The organism is Rhodococcus sp. ARC_M5, from assembly GCF_022810405.1.
Taxonomy (GTDB): Bacteria; Actinomycetota; Actinomycetes; order Mycobacteriales; family Mycobacteriaceae; genus Rhodococcoides; species Rhodococcoides navarretei.
Genome location: NZ_JALGQE010000008.1, coordinates 17,193 through 32,991 on the forward strand (window position 1 = coordinate 17,193; position 15,799 = coordinate 32,991).

16 protein-coding genes are annotated in these 15,799 nt (G+C 65.0%); 8 read left to right on the plus strand and 8 right to left on the minus strand.

Annotated elements, in window-relative coordinates; all coding sequences use genetic code 11:
- The first annotated feature begins 88 nt into the window (after positions 1-88).
- The 3 genes from leuC (at position 89) to MTX34_RS14020 (ending at position 3,053) form a co-directional block, all read left to right on the plus strand.
- Positions 89-1,543 (plus strand): 3-isopropylmalate dehydratase large subunit, encoded by a 1,455-nt coding sequence (leuC, locus tag MTX34_RS14010; RefSeq protein ID WP_243609772.1) that lies wholly within the window; start codon positions 89-91, stop codon positions 1,541-1,543.
- Positions 1,544-1,590: 47 nt separating this feature from the next.
- Positions 1,591-2,208, plus strand: coding sequence for a 3-isopropylmalate dehydratase small subunit (gene leuD, locus MTX34_RS14015; protein WP_243593413.1), 618 nt, complete (start codon positions 1,591-1,593; stop codon positions 2,206-2,208).
- A 149-nt stretch (positions 2,209-2,357) separates the two neighbouring features.
- Positions 2,358-3,053 carry an HU family DNA-binding protein gene (locus MTX34_RS14020; RefSeq protein WP_243609773.1) on the plus strand — a complete coding sequence of 232 codons (696 nt, stop codon included), beginning with the start codon at positions 2,358-2,360 and terminating at the stop codon, positions 3,051-3,053.
- A gap of 123 nt (positions 3,054-3,176) precedes the next feature.
- Here the strand turns inward: MTX34_RS14020 and MTX34_RS14025 are convergent, their stop codons facing one another.
- The 3 genes from MTX34_RS14025 to cofC all read right to left on the minus strand — a co-directional run bounded on the left by MTX34_RS14025 (position 3,177) and on the right by cofC (position 7,202).
- The gene (locus tag MTX34_RS14025) at positions 3,177-4,112 is read right to left on the minus strand and encodes an NUDIX hydrolase (RefSeq protein ID WP_243593411.1); all 936 of its coding nucleotides are present in this window, start codon (positions 4,110-4,112) and stop codon (positions 3,177-3,179) included.
- Positions 4,112-6,232 (minus strand): RNA degradosome polyphosphate kinase, encoded by a 2,121-nt coding sequence (locus tag MTX34_RS14030; RefSeq protein ID WP_243593629.1) that lies wholly within the window; start codon positions 6,230-6,232, stop codon positions 4,112-4,114. Before MTX34_RS14030 ends, MTX34_RS14025 begins: the two co-directional genes overlap by 1 nt.
- Before the next feature lie 193 nt (positions 6,233-6,425).
- Entirely contained in the window at positions 6,426-7,202 is a 777-nt protein-coding gene (gene cofC / locus MTX34_RS14035; RefSeq protein ID WP_243609774.1) for a 2-phospho-L-lactate guanylyltransferase, read from the minus strand.
- 120 nt (positions 7,203-7,322) lie between these two features.
- Here cofC and MTX34_RS14040 point away from each other — a divergent pair, with 120 nt between their 5' ends.
- Both MTX34_RS14040 and MTX34_RS14045 read left to right on the plus strand, forming a co-directional pair.
- Positions 7,323-8,321: an NAD(P)H-dependent glycerol-3-phosphate dehydrogenase gene (locus tag MTX34_RS14040; RefSeq protein ID WP_243593409.1), complete on the plus strand. Its 999-nt coding sequence runs from the start codon at positions 7,323-7,325 to the stop codon at positions 8,319-8,321.
- Positions 8,322-8,394: 73 nt separating this feature from the next.
- Complete coding sequence (locus tag MTX34_RS14045; RefSeq protein WP_243593408.1) at positions 8,395-9,501, plus strand: D-alanine--D-alanine ligase family protein; 1,107 nt, start codon at positions 8,395-8,397, stop codon at positions 9,499-9,501.
- A 19-nt stretch (positions 9,502-9,520) separates the two neighbouring features.
- On the opposite strand, the gene MTX34_RS14050 is transcribed toward MTX34_RS14045, so the two are convergent.
- Together MTX34_RS14050 and MTX34_RS14055 are read right to left on the minus strand one after the other, a co-directional pair.
- A complete protein-coding gene (locus tag MTX34_RS14050; RefSeq protein ID WP_243609775.1) occupies positions 9,521-10,126 on the minus strand; it encodes a DUF3515 domain-containing protein in 606 nt (201 codons plus the stop codon).
- A gap of 3 nt (positions 10,127-10,129) precedes the next feature.
- Positions 10,130-10,378 carry an Lrp/AsnC ligand binding domain-containing protein gene (locus tag MTX34_RS14055; RefSeq protein WP_243593406.1) on the minus strand — a complete coding sequence of 83 codons (249 nt, stop codon included), beginning with the start codon at positions 10,376-10,378 and terminating at the stop codon, positions 10,130-10,132.
- Between the two features lie 245 nt (positions 10,379-10,623).
- On the opposite strand from MTX34_RS14055, the gene MTX34_RS14060 reads away from it, so the two are divergent.
- Genes MTX34_RS14060 through MTX34_RS14070 form a run of 3 tightly spaced genes read left to right on the plus strand, consistent with a single transcriptional unit; the run spans position 10,624 to position 12,810 of the window.
- Positions 10,624-11,559, plus strand: a complete 936-nt coding sequence (locus MTX34_RS14060; protein ID WP_243609776.1) for a thiamine-phosphate kinase — start codon at positions 10,624-10,626, stop codon at positions 11,557-11,559.
- Positions 11,560-11,596: 37 nt separating this feature from the next.
- Positions 11,597-12,121 carry a gamma carbonic anhydrase family protein gene (locus tag MTX34_RS14065; RefSeq protein ID WP_243593405.1) on the plus strand — a complete coding sequence of 175 codons (525 nt, stop codon included), beginning with the start codon at positions 11,597-11,599 and terminating at the stop codon, positions 12,119-12,121.
- A complete protein-coding gene (locus tag MTX34_RS14070; RefSeq protein WP_243609777.1) occupies positions 12,118-12,810 on the plus strand; it encodes a uracil-DNA glycosylase in 693 nt (230 codons plus the stop codon). The genes MTX34_RS14065 and MTX34_RS14070 overlap by 4 nt, the downstream gene beginning before the upstream one ends.
- Positions 12,811-12,831: 21 nt before the next feature.
- On the opposite strand, the gene MTX34_RS14075 is transcribed toward MTX34_RS14070, so the two are convergent.
- The 3 genes from MTX34_RS14075 to MTX34_RS14085 all read right to left on the minus strand — a co-directional run bounded on the left by MTX34_RS14075 (position 12,832) and on the right by MTX34_RS14085 (position 15,799).
- Positions 12,832-13,626, minus strand: a complete 795-nt coding sequence (locus MTX34_RS14075; RefSeq protein WP_243609778.1) for an enoyl-CoA hydratase/isomerase family protein — start codon at positions 13,624-13,626, stop codon at positions 12,832-12,834.
- Positions 13,627-13,709: 83 nt separating this feature from the next.
- Complete coding sequence (locus tag MTX34_RS14080) at positions 13,710-15,098, minus strand: HAMP domain-containing sensor histidine kinase (RefSeq protein WP_243609779.1); 1,389 nt, start codon at positions 15,096-15,098, stop codon at positions 13,710-13,712.
- Entirely contained in the window at positions 15,098-15,799 is a 702-nt protein-coding gene (locus MTX34_RS14085; RefSeq protein ID WP_243593401.1) for a response regulator transcription factor, read from the minus strand. Before MTX34_RS14085 ends, MTX34_RS14080 begins: the two co-directional genes overlap by 1 nt.

A 15,799-nucleotide genomic window follows, 5' to 3' on the forward strand; every position in this document is an offset into this window, starting at 1 on the left:
CCGCGGGGGATGATGGCGAGACGATCACGCGAGGTGGACCAGCCCGTCCGCCGGCGCGACGACAGGGAAGACGAGGTCTGCGACAGCGATGTCCGAAACGACGAAATCCGATGCGTCTGTGGCGCAAGCGCCGAAGACGCTGGCGGAGAAGGTATGGGACCAACATGTGGTCGTCCCCGGTGGGGGAGAAGGCGGTGCACGTGAGCCGGATCTGATCTACATCGATCTGCACCTCGTGCACGAGGTCACCAGCCCGCAGGCATTCGATGGTCTGCGGTTGGCCGGCCGCGAGCTTCGACGCCCGGACCTGACGATCGCAACGGAGGACCACAACGTCCCGACGGCCGACATCTTCGCGCCCATCGCCGATCTCGTCTCACGCACCCAGGTCGACACCCTTCGCCGCAACTGCGAGGAGTTCGGAGTTCGGTTGTACCCGATGGGAGATCTCGATCAGGGCATCGTCCACATCATCGGCCCGCAGCTCGGTCTGACCCAGCCGGGTATGACGATCGTGTGCGGAGACAGTCACACCTCGACGCACGGCGCATTCGGTTCGATCGCAATGGGAATCGGCACCAGCGAGGTCGAGCATGTGATGGCGACCCAGACTCTGTCTCTGCGACCGTTCAAGACCATGGCCATCACCGTCGACGGAGAATTGGCTCCGGGCGTGACGAGCAAGGATCTGATTCTCGCGGTGATCGCCAAGATCGGCACCGGAGGCGGTCAGGGATACGTGCTCGAGTATCGCGGTGAGGCCATCCGCAAGTTGTCGATGGAAGCCCGAATGACCATCTGCAACATGTCGATCGAGGCCGGGGCGCGCGCGGGCATGATCGCACCCGACGAGATCACGTACGAATATTTGAAGGGACGGCCACACGCGCCCCAGGGGGCGGAGTGGGATGCTGCGGTGGCCGCGTGGAACGAACTGGCGACCGACGCGGATGCGGTGTTCGACAACGAGGTACACATCGATGCGAGCACCCTGACGCCGTTCGTCACCTGGGGGACGAACCCGGGTCAAGGTGCCCCGTTGGGGGACACCGTGCCCGATCCGGAGGCCATGCTGGACGAGGGCGAGCGTGTGTCGGCCCAGAAGGCCTTGCAGTACATGGGTCTCGAAGCAGGGACACCGATCCGCGAGATTTCCGTCGACACCGTGTTCGTGGGCTCCTGCACCAACGGCCGCATCGAGGATCTTCGCGCAGTGGCGTCCGTCCTCGAGGGGCGTCGCGTCGCAGACGGCGTGCGAATGCTGGTGGTACCCGGGTCGATGCGGGTGCGCGCGCAGGCCGAAGAGGAAGGGCTCGGTGAGATCTTCACCGCAGCAGGGGCCGAGTGGCGGCAGGCCGGCTGCTCGATGTGTCTGGGGATGAACCCCGATCAGCTCACTTCGGGAGAACGTTCGGCGTCTACGTCAAACCGCAATTTCGAGGGACGTCAGGGCAAGGGCGGTCGCACTCACCTCGTGTCGCCTTTGGTCGCGGCGGCCACTGCAGTTCGCGGAACCCTGTCCTCTCCGGCGGATCTCGCGTAGCAGCGAGTCCCCCGCCCGGATCGATCGAACTCACAGGAGAAATTTCGATGGAAGCTTTCACTCGACACAAAGGCATCGGCGTTCCGCTCCGGCGGTCCAATGTCGACACGGATCAGATCATTCCGGCGGTCTATCTCAAACGAGTGACCCGCACCGGATTCGAGGACGGGTTGTTCGCCGGTTGGCGATCCGATCCGAACTTCATCTTGAACCTCGAGCCCTACGACCGTGGATCGGTTCTCGTTGCCGGGCCGGACTTCGGCACGGGATCGTCACGCGAGCACGCTGTCTGGGCGCTGTCGGACTTCGGTTTCAGGGTCGTCATCGCATCCAGATTTGCCGATATCTTCCGCGGAAACATGGGCAAAGCCGGCTTGGTGGCGGCCGAGGTCGAGCAATCGGACGTCGAATTGCTGTGGAAAGCCTTAGAAGAACAGCCCGGTCTGGAGATAATCGTCGACCTCGTCGACAAGACCGTCACGGCTGGAACCTTGGTGGTGCGCTTCGCGATTGACGACTACACGAGGTGGCGTCTGCTGGAAGGTCTGGACGACATCGGATTGACATTACGCCAGGTAGAGGCCATTACGGAGTACGAAAAGTCAAGGCCTTCATACAAACCCCTGACGCTTCCGGCGCGGATCGAGACGCCCTCCGAAAGCTGACCGGGTGGGGGTCCGACACGCTTTGCGGCCGTGAAGCATTCCGCGACGCCGGAATGAAAATTGGCGTGGCGCATAGACTCTTGACGACTTGGGGTTTACCGTTGTAGTAGTCGGTCCGACGATGGGCCACAATATAGCGGAGGAAATCCATGAACAAGGCAGAGCTGATCGACGCCCTGACCGAGAAGTTGGGGTCTGACAGGCGGAGCGCCACAGAGGCTGTCGAGAACATCGTCGACACCATCGTGCGCGCAGTGCACCGCGGCGAGAGCGTCACGATCACGGGCTTCGGCGTGTTCGAACAGCGTCGTCGCGCAGCGCGTGTCGCCCGCAACCCCCGCACCGGTGAGACCGTTCGCGTGAAGCCGACCAATGTTCCGGCATTCCGTCCGGGTGCTCAGTTCAAGGCTGTCATCGCCGGCGGACAGAAGCTGCCCGCCAGCGGTCCTGCCGTGAAGCGCGGTTCGGCTGCGGCTCCGGCCAAGAAGACTGCCGCTGCGAAGAAGACGGCTGCCAAGAAGGCGGCCGTGAAGTCGACTGCCCGTAAGGCAACCACCGCAGCTGCCAAGAAGGCTGCTCCGGCCAAGACGGCTGCCAAGAAGGCTGCACCGGCCAAGACCGCCGCCAAGAAGGCGGCACCGGCCAAGACCACCGTGCGCAAGACCACCGCGGCAGCTGCCAAGAAGGCTCCGGCCAAGACGACAGCGCGCAAGGCTGCAACGACTGCTGCCCCCGCCAAGAAGGCTCCGGCGAAAACGGCAGCGAAGAAGACCGTCGCCAAGAAGGCCCCGGCCAAGAAGGCTCCCGCGAAGAAGGCTCCGGCAAAGCGCGCAGCCAAGAAGTAGAGCCTGCCTGCTCCCACCGCTTCGACACAGCGGTGAATACGGCAGTGCGGCTGTGAAGTCGTCAGAATGGCCCCCGACTCGAGAATCGAGTCGGGGGCCATTCTGCGGTTCGTGCCTGCGCGTTCAGCCGTCCGCAGTGAGGGTGGGTAGGGGACTGGCGATGTGGTCGGCCGACACGAGCCTGCCGTCGTGACGCGAGAGCACCCACACGCTTCCCTTGCGATTTCTGTTGGCAGGCAACGTGATTCCGTCCTTGTCTGCCCACCAGCGCATCAGGTCCGGGATCACCTTGCCTTGGCTGCAGACCACCGGGGTGCCGGGTAGTTCGGCGATCTCTCGTGCGCGATGACGGCCTTTGCGTGGGTCATCGGCGTACCCCTCCTCGGACAACAGATGCTCGGGAAGGATGTCCACTCCCAACGATTCTGCGAAGGGGGCGACCGTCTGGACGCATCGCGCGCGGTCGGCTGCGTACACAGCATCACCGCCGAAGGCGCGGAGCAACGCGACCAACGATTCGGCCTGCCGTCGTCCGGTCTTGTCGAGAGGGCGATCGACGTCGTTGCCCTTGAACCTCGACCGCGATCCCGCGCTGCCGTGCCGAACCAACAGCACGGTCGAGGTGTCGGCGGGCTTGGCCACGAACCGACGAAGGATCTTGTGGTCCATGGGATACGAGAGTTCGCGACCGACGGCCTCCGGTGCGATCCAACGCAGTTCGTCCACCTCGGCATTGGGGACGAACTCGCCGCCGGTGACCTCGGCGGCCCAGTACAGGACTTTCTTGACCCGTCGGTGCCCAGGGATCGGATACGTCACGTAGGACAGTGACCGTCCGAGTCGAGATTCGAATCCGGTCTCTTCCTTGACCTCTCGGACCGCGGCGTCGACGGCTGTTTCACCGGGATCGAGCTTCCCCTTGGGGAACGACCAGTCGTCGTACTTCGGCCGGTGGACCAATGCGACCTCGACGGCCGAGTCGGCGCTCGGTGAACGTCGCCACAAGATCGAGCCCGCCGCAAAGATATTGGCGCGGGGAGAGCCGTCGGAAGCGCCCATCAAGACGCCTGATTCCTCCGACTGCGCATCAGGTCCACCTGATGCTCACGAACCTTTTCACCCCGAGCCGGAGACGCGACCCAGCCGCCGTCCGGTCCCAACTCCCAGCACCGCGTGGTGGGATCGAGCGCCGAATCGAAGATGTCGCCCAGTTGATTCGCCAGTCGCGGATCCTTGACCTGCGCCATCACCTCGACTCGACGATCGAGGTTGCGGTGCATCATGTCTGCGCTACCGATCCAGAATTCGTCGGCACCCTGGAAGTGCAGAACTCGGGAGTGCTCCAGGAATCGGCCGAGGATGGAACGAACCTCGATGTTCTCCGACAGACCGGGAACTCCTGGCTTGAGTGCGCAGATTCCGCGCACCACCACCTTCACCGGAACTCCTGCCATCGACGCTCGGTAGAGCGCGTCGATGACCTGCTCGTCGACCAAGGCGTTGGCCTTGAGGCGAATTCCGGCCGCACGGCCGTCCTTGAGGTGTTCGACCTCGGCCTCGATGCGCTCGACGATCCCGCGGCGCACTCCGTACGGAGCAACGAGAAGGTTGCGGTACTTGGACTTTCGCGAGTATCCGGTGAGCGAGTTGAACAGATCGGTGAGGTCGGCCCCGATCTCGGGCGATGACGTCAGCAGGCCTACATCCTCGTAGATTCGCGCTGTCTTGGGGTTGTAGTTGCCGGTACCGATGTGGCAGTACCGACGGATGACGGACCCCTCTCTGCGTACGACCAGGCAGGTCTTGCAGTGCGTCTTGAGGCCGACGAGGCCGTACACCACGTGCACCCCCGCCTTTTCGAGCTTGCGTGCCCACTCGATGTTGGCCTGTTCGTCGAATCGCGCCTTGATCTCGACCAGTGCAACGACCTGCTTGCCCGCTCCGGCAGCATCGACGAGCGCGTTGACGATCGGGGAATCACCCGAGGTTCGATAGAGCGTCTGCTTGATGGCGAGTACTTGCGGGTCGGCCGCTGCTTGCTCGATGAAGCGTTGCACGCTGGTGGAGAAGGAATCGTACGGATGATGTACCAGGACGTCGCCGTCGCGCAGGGTGGAGAAGACGCTCTTGGGTGTCTCGCGCTCACCGAAGGCCGCGTGAGTCGCCGGGACGAAGGGGGCATCCTTGAGGTTGGGGCGGTCGACACCGTAGACCTGCCACAGGCACGACAGGTCGAGCAGTCCGGGAACCTGAATGACGTCTCCTGGATCGACATCGAGTTCACGAAGCAGCAATTCGAGCATGTGCTCGGTCATGTCGTCGGCGATCTCGAGGCGGACGGGCGATCCGAATCGCCTGCGCGCGAGCTCGCGCTCCAGGGCCTGCAGAAGGTCCTCGTCGCGGTCTTCCTCGACCTCGAAATCGGCGTTGCGCGTGATGCGGAACGCGTGAGACTCGACGACCTCCATGCCGGGGAAGAGCACGTCGAGGTGCGCCGAGATCAATTCCTCCATCGAGAGGAAGGCGTCGATGCGGTGATTGCCCTCGCCGCGCTTGACCCGCACGAAGCGATCGACGTTGTCGGGAACCTTCACGCGGGCGAAGTGCTCGCCCGTTGTGGAGTAATCCTTCACCGTCACAGCGAGATTGAGGCTCAAGCCACTGATGTACGGAAAAGGGTGAGCCGGGTCGACGGCCAGCGGCGTCAGAACCGGAAAGACCTGCTCGGTGAAATACTCCGAAAGCCGCGTGCGCTCGTCGCTGTCCAAGTCGGACCACCGGATGATCGCGATGCCCTCGGCGGTGAGCTCGGGCAGGATCGAATCCAACAGCACTCGCGCATGTTTGAGCGCGAGCTCCTGGGTGCGTTGACCGATCACCGCGAGCTGCTCACGAGGGGTCATCCCGTCGGCTGACCGAACCGACAGGCCGGTTTCGTCGCGGCGTTTGAGGCCGGCAACCCGAACCATGTAGAACTCGTCGAGATTGGACGCGTAGATGGCGAGAAACTTCGCGCGCTCGAGCAGGGGCAGCGACGAGTCCTGGGCGAGCGCAAGGACACGCGAGTTGAAATCGAGCCAGCTCAATTCTCGGTTGAGATAGCGATTTTCGGGGAGAACAGTGGCGGCATCGACGGACTCCGGTGTGGCAGCCGGTAGCGCCTGGGGGATGTCGGGCATCGTAGACGCGATCGGAGCGCTCCACGCCGTCTCCGAACCGGTGCCCTTTCCGGTTTCGATCGGCGGATCTTCCATCGCTGGCTGCGCGTCTTCTTTGCTCACCGCACGATCATCCCCCATACCCGGCGTCGGTGAAACTCCGATGGCCGAACTCGGTGCCGTGTTCACCGGCACGCGCCGTTGTCCGCCCTCCTCACGCAGTCGTCGCGGACGCTTCTCCACTCCACCCGAGCGAGTGCAGCACGGCCGAGGTGGCCGGTCCGACTCCCAGACGGTGTGCTCGCCTGACGTCGTCGGCGGTGTCCACGTCCAGTCGAAGGCCCGGCCATGAGCCGTCGAGTTCCTGTGCGCCCGAATCGGTGTGACGCCGCGCGGAGTGTCCGCCGAACAGTGGAGCCAGTTCCTCGGGGGAGTCCTTGAGGATCAGTGCCGCGGTCCCCGTTCCGTGATGGTCGACCACCAGCGACCTGCCCCCACGACGGGCAGCGGTGTAGGCCTGGGCGAGCTCGGCCGAACGCATCGCCGGAAGGTCGGCTTGCAAGGCGATGATGTCGACGTGTTCTGCAGTGACGCTCGCACCCCTGCGGATGTCCCCGACGCCGTGACCGTGACGCAGTACCTGCGCCGCGGCCGTGAATGCGTGGTTGAGGCGTTCGTCCGGTCCCTGACTGAGATCGCCGGTCGGTTCATCGAACACCCGCGCGCCGATGTCGCGCGCGGTCCGTGCGACGAGAGGATCGGGGGTGACCACCGTGACCGATTCCACCACCGACACCGCCTTCGCCGCCGTCACGGTGTCGCTGAGCATCGCGAGCACCAATCGTGACCGATCGAGTGTCGAGAACTCCGCCGCCAGGCGCGACTTCGCAGCGGTGAGATCCTTCACCGCGATCAGAACCCTGACGACGCGGCGGGCGGGGTCGGGCGACGCGGCCACTGCGTCGCCGCCGTCACTTCGTGATGCACCCATGGCGCTCGATCCTGCCAGCGTCACCGATCTGTGCCGACTCCGACCGCCCGAGCAGGTCTGCGAGTTAGGGTGATGCGCGCGTGGACAGGGTATCGGCGAAGTAGCGAGGGGTTGGCGGCAATGAGCAGAGCAGCGGTACTGGGGTCGGGCTCGTGGGGAACCGCATTCGCCAAGGTGTTGGCCGATGCCGGCACCGACGTCACCATGTGGGCCCGCCGCGAGGAACTCGCTGCATCCATCACCGACCACCACGAGAACAGGGACTACCTGCCTGGAATCGAGCTGCCGTCGGCGATCCGCGCGACGAGTGATCCCGTTCGTGCACTCGAGGGGGCCGACATCGTGGTGTTGGCCGTGCCGTCGCAGAGTCTGCGGGCCAACCTGGAGGCGTGGACCGAGTCGATTCCGCCGCACGCGACACTGCTCTCCCTGGCGAAGGGAATCGAGACGGGAACGCTCATGCGAATGAGCCAGGTGATCGCTCAGGTCACCGGAGCCGATCCCAGCCGGGTCGCGTGTCTGTCCGGACCCAACCTGGCTCGTCCGATAGCCGAGGGCCAGCCGGCCGCCACTGTCATCGCGTGTTCCGATTCCCAACGAGCCCTCGAGATTCAGAAGTCCTGTGCCACCGGCTATTTCAGGCCGTACACGAATTCCGACGTCATCGGTGCCGAGATCGGTGGTGCCTGCAAGAACGTGATCGCCCTCGCATGCGGAATGGCCAGCGGCGTCGGATACGGCGAGAACACCCTCGCGTCGATCATGACCAGGGGCCTGGCCGAGATCATCCGCCTCGGAGTAGCACTCGGTGCCACGCCGTCGACGCTGTCCGGTTTGGCCGGCGTAGGCGATTTGGTTGCCACCTGCTCGTCACCCCTCTCACGTAATCGCACGTTCGGAGAACGACTGGGTTCGGGTGGCTCCCTCGAGAGTGCGCAGGAAGCAGCGCACGGGCAGGTCGCCGAGGGCGTCAAATCCTGTACGTCGGTGCGTGCGCTCGCCGAGAGCTACGACGTCGAGATGCCGCTGACCGATGCCGTGCACCGCGTGTGCCACGGCGGCATGTCCGTTCCGGAGGCGGTCGGTCACCTCCTGGGAAGACGTATCAAGCCCGAGTGATCCAGTGTTCGCGGTCTCGTGACCAACAGGGCGAATCCGCGTTCGGCCGGTCGCGACGGTACGGTTTCTCATCGTGAGTACTCCCCGTATCAAAGTTGCCGTCGTCTTCGGTGGCCGCAGCAGCGAGCACGCTGTGTCCTGTGTATCGGCAGGTAGCGTGCTGCAGAACCTGGATCCGGCCACGTACGAGGTGGTTCCCGTGGGGATCACCCCGGAGGGGAAATGGGTACTGGGCTCCTCCGACATCGATGCGCTGAGCATTCACGACCGGGTACTGCCGACCGTGGACAAGACCGGAGCAGCGCTTGCGCTCAGTACGGACCCGGGCCACGCAGGCGCGCTGCTCGCCCTCGGCGAGGGGGAAGGCGGGACGGTGCTCGCATCCGTCGACGTCGTGTTCCCGGTTCTGCACGGACCGTACGGCGAGGACGGCACCCTGCAGGGCCTGCTCGAGTTGGCCGGCGTTCCGTATGTCGGGCCGGGTGTGTTGGCCAGTGCCGCGGGGATGGACAAGGAATTCACCAAGAAGCTGCTCGGTGCGGAGGGACTGCCGATCGGTCGTCAGGTCGTACTGCGGCGCGCAGTCGACGACCTGACGGCCGCCGAGCGTGACCGAATCGGCCTGCCCGCCTTCGTCAAACCGGCCCGTGGCGGATCGTCCATAGGAATCTCGCGCATCACTGCATGGGACCAACTCCCGACCGCGATCGCCGCGGCGCGCGAACACGACCCCAAGGTGATCGTCGAAGGAATGATCCACGGCCGCGAGGTCGAGTGCGGGGTACTCGAGTTCCCCGACGGCACGGTGCGGGCGAGCGCCATCGCCGAGATCCGCATTCCCGACGCGGACATCGACGATCATGCTTTCTACGACTTCGACACCAAGTACCTCGACGATGTCAGCGAGTTCGACATCCCGGCGGCCCTCGACGACGCAACGAGCGACCGCATTCGGGAACTCGCCGTCGCTGCCTTCCGGGCGCTGGACTGCCAAGGGCTGGCGCGAGTGGACTTCTTCGTCACCGAGAACGGTCCGGTCATCAACGAGATCAACACGATGCCCGGGTTCACCTCGATCTCGATGTACCCCAAGATGTGGGCCGAATCCGGCGTCGACTACCCGACGCTCATCGCCACCTTGATCGACACCGCCCTCGCCCGCGGTACCGGTTTGCGTTAGAGCTGTTGCGGTTCAGCGCTCACTGCAGCGGCGCCGGGTCGAGAGGTTGTTGGGGCAGCGCGTCCGACACGGCCGAGGACGCGTCCTGCAACGGGGTGGGGCCCGAGTCGCCCGGAATGGTCAACGCGACGTAGACACCGCGATCGACGACGAACCATGTGCTGGCGTCGATCCCGTCGTCCTCCCCGGACACCTCGAACCACTGAACGCCGTTGATCACCTGCAAGGGTGCAGCCACGTCGAACCCGATCGGCCGGGGCAGGCCGCAGCGCAGCACGACCGGTTCGGCGTTCTCCTCGGCCGAGACCCACGCGCGGACTCCGACCGGGGCCGGGTCGGCCAACTCGGCTCTCGTGTAGTCGCCAAGGTTCTCGGGCAAGGCGTCGAGCAGTGTCGTGCACTGCTCACTCGCGGCTTCGGGGGAATCGACCGGGCCCAGAGCGACCGGATCCTGGACGGGTGACCGGTTGACCGCGATGGCAGCAACCAGAACTCCGACGACCAGCGCGACGGGTAACGCGATAGCGGTGGCGATGACTGCAGGATGGCGCTGTTCGCGAGTGCCCTCGGTCTCGGCCGGGCTGTCTTCGGTGCCGGCGTCGTTGCCGGTGTCGGGTGAATTCACGATCTATCCGATGGACGTCGTCGACTGCGGGGCCACGGGGCAGGTGAGGGTGCGAGTGATGGCATCGACTTTCTGGATGCGGGAGACGATCTCGGCGATCTCGGCGTCGGAGGCACCGTCGGTGCGCGCGATCACGTCGTAGGGCCCGACCACTGCCTCCGCCGACACGACGCCGTCTACGGCCTCGATCTGCTGTGCGACGGCCGTCGCACGGCCGACCTCGGTCTGAACGAGAACGAATGCTTGCACCATCGGTGGTCCCTTTCCCCTGCCGGACTTCTCGACTGTAGGTTGAGTCGACTACGTTCTCTTCGCACGTAACCTGCTGCATCGGTACTGTCCCGACCGCCGCTAAAAGGTACCGCAGGCGCGGCGCGTGCTCCGCGTGAGACCGTCGCGCACGTACTGCGTTCTCAGGGAGGAACATCATCGACGACACCGTCATCGACTCGGACACCGGCAGCGAGCGCACCGTAGCTCAGGTCGGCGAATTCGACGTGATCGCCCGCGCCATCGCAGACCGTGTGCAACCACCGTCGACCATCGTCGGGCCGGGCGACGACGCGGCCGTCGTCGCTGCGTCCGACGGCCGGATCGCGGCGTCGACCGACATGTTGGTACACGGCAGGCACTTTCGGCTCGACTGGTCGAGTCCGATACAGATCGGGCGCAAGGCGATAGCGCAGAACGGCGCGGACATCGCCGCAATGGGCGCGCAGTGCTCGGGCTTTCTCGTCTCGCTCGGATGCCCGGCCGACACACCGGTGAGTGTGACCGACGGACTCAACGAGGGCATGTGGCTCGAAGCAGTTGCTGCGGGATCGGCCATCGTCGGCGGCGATGTGGTGCAATCGCCGGAACTGGTGATCTCGATCACTGCGCTCGGCGATCTTCAGGGCCGGGCCCCGGTGCTTCGATCGGGAGCGCGGGCCGGTGATGTGATCGCGTACGCGGGACGGCTCGGCTGGTCGGCGGCAGGACTGGCACTACTGCTCGGGGACGGGGACAGAACCGGCCACGACGCCGTGGTGGACGCGCACCGAGTGCCCGTCCCTCCGTATCGCGCCGGGATCGATGCCGCCGAGGCGGGTGCGACCAGTCTGACCGACGTGTCCGACGGGCTGTTGGCCGATCTCGGCCACATCGCAGAGGCGTCCGGCGTTCGGCTGGATGTCGATCCGGCCTTGGTGACGGTTGGTTATGAAGTGCAGTCGGCGGCAACGCAGGTGGGGCACGATCCGCTGGATTGGGTACTCACCGGCGGTGAGGATCATGCCCTCGTCGGCACCTTCCCCGATGCTGCCGCCGTTCCGCAGGGCTGGACGGTGATCGGCCGGGTCGAGCACCAGGACGGTGAACAGGCGGGGCGAGTGACGGTCGGTGGACGCGTCCACGCAGGTCGGTCGGGATGGTCGAGTTTCGAGAGCGAGTGAACACGGTCGGGTCGATCGTGTCGGCTAAGTTGCAGAGATGGCTATCTATGCACTCGGTGATCGAGAACCCGACATCCACCCCGACGCCTACGTTCATCCCGACGCGGTCGTCATCGGGGCGGTGACCTTGGCGGCCGGATCGTCGGTGTGGCCCACGGCAGTTCTGCGAGCCGACTACGGCACCATCTCGGTCGGCGAGGGCACCAACGTGCAGGACGGAACTGTGGTGCACTGCACCCCGATAGACGCAACGGTCATCGGTTCCGGGTGCGTACTCGGCCACAACGCGCATGTCGAGGGCGCGACCATCGGCGACAACTGCCTCATCGCGTCGGGCTCGGTCGTGCTGAACGGCTCGAAGATCGGGGCGGGCTCGATCGTCGGTGCAGGCGCTGTCGTGCCGTTCAAGTTCGTTGTGCCGGAACGCTCCATGGCGCTCGGCGTACCCGCGAAGATTCGCGAGGGCTACCAGGTTCCGGAAGGACATGTCGACATCAACGTGCAGATGTACTCGGCCAACGCCGCGTACTACCGCGATGCGCTGCGTCGGATCGACCGGTGACGCCCCGGCCACTCGCCGAGAGTGTCGAGTCGGGATGGGCGCGTGCTCTGGCTCCGGTCGAGCCGAATGTTGCTGCGATGGGCGACTTTCTGCGAGCCGAACTCGCCGCCGGACGGCACTACCTACCTGCAGGCGAGAACGTACTACGGGCGTTTCGCTACCCCTTCGACCGGGTTCGGGTGCTCATCGTCGGCCAGGACCCGTATCCGACGCCGGGACATGCAGTGGGGCTGAGCTTTTCCGTAGCACCGGATGTGCGGCCGGTACCGCGAAGTCTGAACAACATCTTCAAGGAGTACTCGGACGATCTGGGTCTACCCACGCCGAGCAACGGTGACCTCACACCATGGGCGGACCGAGGTGTGATGTTGCTCAACAGGGTGCTCAGCGTCGAGCCAGGGCAGGCGGCGTCGCACCGGAAGAAGGGATGGGAAGCGGTCACAGATCAGGCAATTCGAGCACTCGTTGCCCGTGCCGAGAATCCCGACGCGACCGGGCTGGTCGCGATCCTCTGGGGACGTGACGCCGCGACTCTGAAGCCCATGCTCGGATCGGTTCCGTACATCGAGTCCGCGCACCCGTCACCGCTGTCCGCATCACGCGGGTTCTTCGGCTCCAAGCCCTTCAGTCGTGTGAACCAGTTGTTGGTCGAGGGCGGTGACGAGCCGATCGATTGGACGCTGCCGTGATCGATCGCTGCCGTGATCGGATCAGGAGAAATCGGGACGACGCTTCTCGACGAACGCGTCGACGCCTTCACGTCCGGCCGGTGACGAGGCAGCTTCCGAGATCGATGCGGCCTCGGCATCCAATTGCTGTGTCAGAGTTGCCGATTCGGAGTTCGCAAGCAGCGTCTTGATGCCCTGGTACGCCGATGTCGGCCCGATGGCGAGGGTTCGGGCGAGGCGCTCGGCCTCGCTGTCGACGATGTCGTCGCCCACCAGTCTGCTGAGAATCCCGAGGCGAACCGCTTCCTCTCCGTTGATGATCGAGTCGTTGAGGAGGATGTCCATCGCACGTCCCGAACCGACGATGCGGGGGAGCGTCCACGACATGCCGCCGTCCGGGGTGAAACCGATCGAGGGGTACGCGGGGCGCAGCTTGGTCGACGGCCCGCCGATCGCGATGTCGGTGAGGCAGACCAGGCTCATGCCTGCACCGGCCGCCCACCCGTGCACACCGGCAACGACCGGGACGGTGACCGCGGCCAGCTCGCGGACGAAAGCATGGAACGCGTCGGCAACGGATCCGACGAAAGCGCCGCGGTCGGCGGCTCCGGCGAAATCGCGTACGTTTCCGCCCGCACAGAAGTTGGGTCCGCGGCTGATCAGTAGGACGCTGCCGATCGCGGTGGTGCCGGAATGGACGGACCGAAGTGCGGCCGTTCCCTCCTCGATGCCCTGTAGGTCGAGCGAGGCACCCCCGTCCTCGGTGGCGACGACAATTCTCAGTACACCGTCCTCGATGCTGACCTTGCTGGAAATGTCTGCGTCCGAATAAGTCACGTTCGGGACTCTAACCGACTCTTCCGTTCCGCCGTGGGGCCGCCGTGCTCGGGCACGGATGCGCGAGCCCACTGACAGGACCGCTACCGGGGTCGCAGACGGGGCAGCTGGACGCTGAATACCGTGCTCGAATCCACCCGGTCGACGGTGATGGTGCCGCCGTGCAGGCGCACGTTCTCTACGGCGAGGGACAGTCCGAGGCCGCTGCCCTCGCTGCGGCCACGAGCGGTGTCCACCTTGTAGAACCGACGAAAGATCGCGTGGCTGTCCTCCGGTGATATCCCGGGCCCGTGGTCCACCACCGACACGTCCACCCACTCGGGACGAGCGTGCAGCTCCACGCGTACCGGGGGCTCGCCGTGACGAAGTGCATTACCCACGAGGTTGGCGACCACCACGTCGATGCGTCGCGGATCCACGGTCGCGTCGATACTGTCCGGCCCACGTAGTTCGACGCTCTCTCCCCATCCGCGGCGGGTCAGTGATTGTCGAACGAGTTCGACGAGGTCCACATCGTCGAGAACGAGGCGCGCCTGTAGTGCGTCGTGACGAGACATCTCGATGAGATCCTCGACGAGCCGAGTGAGCTTCCCGATCTCACCGCTGACTATCCGGGCGGCTGCTCCCGCATCGGGCGACAGTTGGGGGATTTCCTCTCGGAGTATCTCACCGACCGGAACGAGTGCTGCCAGTGGAGTTCTCAGCTCGTGGGAGACGTCGGCGACGAACCTGCGCGCCTGCTCTTCCGACTCCTCCAGAATGACCGTCTCGTTTCTGGCGATCATGGTGTTGAAGGTCGTCGTCAGCTCGGCGAGTTCGGTCACGCCCTCTTCGGAGAGTCGAACACTCAGATCACCATCGGCGGCGCGGGCAGCGGCCCGATCGATGCGTCGCAGTGGACTCACCAGGGTCGAGGCGATCCACATTCCGAGCAGCCCACTGACCAACACTCCGCCCGCCAGGGTAAGGGCCACGGCGCGCAGAAGGTCGTCGAACTTGTCCTGCACGCCATCGAGCGGCCGAATGGCGACCGCCGTGACCAGGGTTTCGCCGCCGTCCGAGTCGGTCGCCTCGAACACACGGACCGACATGGCCAGCATGATCCGTTCGGAGTCGAGTCGGACGAAACGGATGATTCCGCGACTGCCGACCCCGGCCAGAAAGTCGGGGGAGAGCGTGGTCGGGTCGACGGATCCCCGTCGTACTTCGTCATCGCCGACGAGCAACGTCGTGTCGGACGGAAAGTATTGAATCAGTTCGGATGCTGTCGTTCGGGTCACCTGGGCCCCGTCGGCATCCCGGAGCTCGTCGCGGAACTGCGCCGTCGCCACATCCTGTGCGTTGGAGTAGATCCACGACCGCGCCATGAACGACACCACACCGGCTGTTGCGCCGGCGATGATCACGACGATGGTGATGAACACGAGGACGAGTCGGGTACGCAGGCCGGCGACTCGCAGCCGGGACCGCATCAACGAACCGGACCGGGATCGAATCGATATCCGAACCCGCGCACCGTTTCGATGGTGGCCGGTGCAGCGGGATCGTCCTCGATTTTTCCGCGCAGTCTCTGGATCGCGGCATCGACGATTCGGGAGTCACCGAGGTAGTCCTGATCCCATGCTGCAGACAACAATTGGCCTCGGCTGAGCACGTGACCCACGTTCTCGGTCAGGGCGAGCAGGAGCCGAAGCTCGGTCGGTGTCAGCGTCAGCAGAGCACCGCCTTTCCTCACCTGTAGCGACGAACGGTCGACGGTCACATCGCGATACTGTTCGACGATTGCCGCCGCCGTTGCCGCGGCGGTTGTCGTGTCGGTCGATCGTCTGACCACAGCTTTGATGCGAGCGTCCAGGACTCGTGGGCTTGCGGGTTTGACCACGTAGTCGTCTGCACCGGCTTCCAGACCCGCTACGGTGTCGATGTCATCGGAGCGGGCCGTGAGGATGATGATCGGGATCGAACTCTGCGCGCGGATCCGTCGGCAGATCTCGTAGCCGTCTGCTCCGGGGAGACCGAGGTCGAGCAGGACGATCTCGGCGGAGGTGAGCGCGTTGTCGAGATCACCGTTGCCGTCGGGGCGGTGGTCGACGCGGTGACCGAGTCGGTTCAGCCCCAACGTCATTGCTTCGGCCACCGCTGGATCGTCCTCCACGAAGAGAATGTTCACCAT

Excerpts from the sequence above, each read along its gene's own strand:
- leuC (WP_243609772.1), top strand. The coding sequence starts at position 89 with ATGTCCGAAACGACGAAATCCGATGCGTCTGTGGCGCAAGCGCCGAAG.
- MTX34_RS14020 (WP_243609773.1), top strand. The coding sequence starts at position 2,358 with ATGAACAAGGCAGAGCTGATCGACGCCCTGACCGAGAAGTTGGGGTCT.
- MTX34_RS14040 (WP_243593409.1), top strand. The coding sequence starts at position 7,323 with ATGAGCAGAGCAGCGGTACTGGGGTCGGGCTCGTGGGGAACCGCATTC.
- MTX34_RS14085 (WP_243593401.1), bottom strand. The coding sequence starts at position 15,799 with ATGGTGAACATTCTCTTCGTGGAGGACGATCCAGCGGTGGCCGAAGCA.
- MTX34_RS14080 (WP_243609779.1), bottom strand. The coding sequence starts at position 15,098 with ATGCGGTCCCGGCTGCGAGTCGCCGGCCTGCGTACCCGACTCGTCCTC.
- cofC (WP_243609774.1), bottom strand. The coding sequence starts at position 7,202 with ATGGGTGCATCACGAAGTGACGGCGGCGACGCAGTGGCCGCGTCGCCC.
- MTX34_RS14030 (WP_243593629.1), bottom strand. The coding sequence starts at position 6,232 with ATGCCCGACATCCCCCAGGCGCTACCGGCTGCCACACCGGAGTCCGTC.
- MTX34_RS14065 (WP_243593405.1), top strand. The coding sequence starts at position 11,597 with ATGGCTATCTATGCACTCGGTGATCGAGAACCCGACATCCACCCCGAC.
- MTX34_RS14055 (WP_243593406.1), bottom strand. The coding sequence starts at position 10,378 with ATGGTGCAAGCATTCGTTCTCGTTCAGACCGAGGTCGGCCGTGCGACG.
- leuD (WP_243593413.1), top strand. The coding sequence starts at position 1,591 with ATGGAAGCTTTCACTCGACACAAAGGCATCGGCGTTCCGCTCCGGCGG.
- MTX34_RS14025 (WP_243593411.1), bottom strand. The coding sequence starts at position 4,112 with ATGGGCGCTTCCGACGGCTCTCCCCGCGCCAATATCTTTGCGGCGGGC.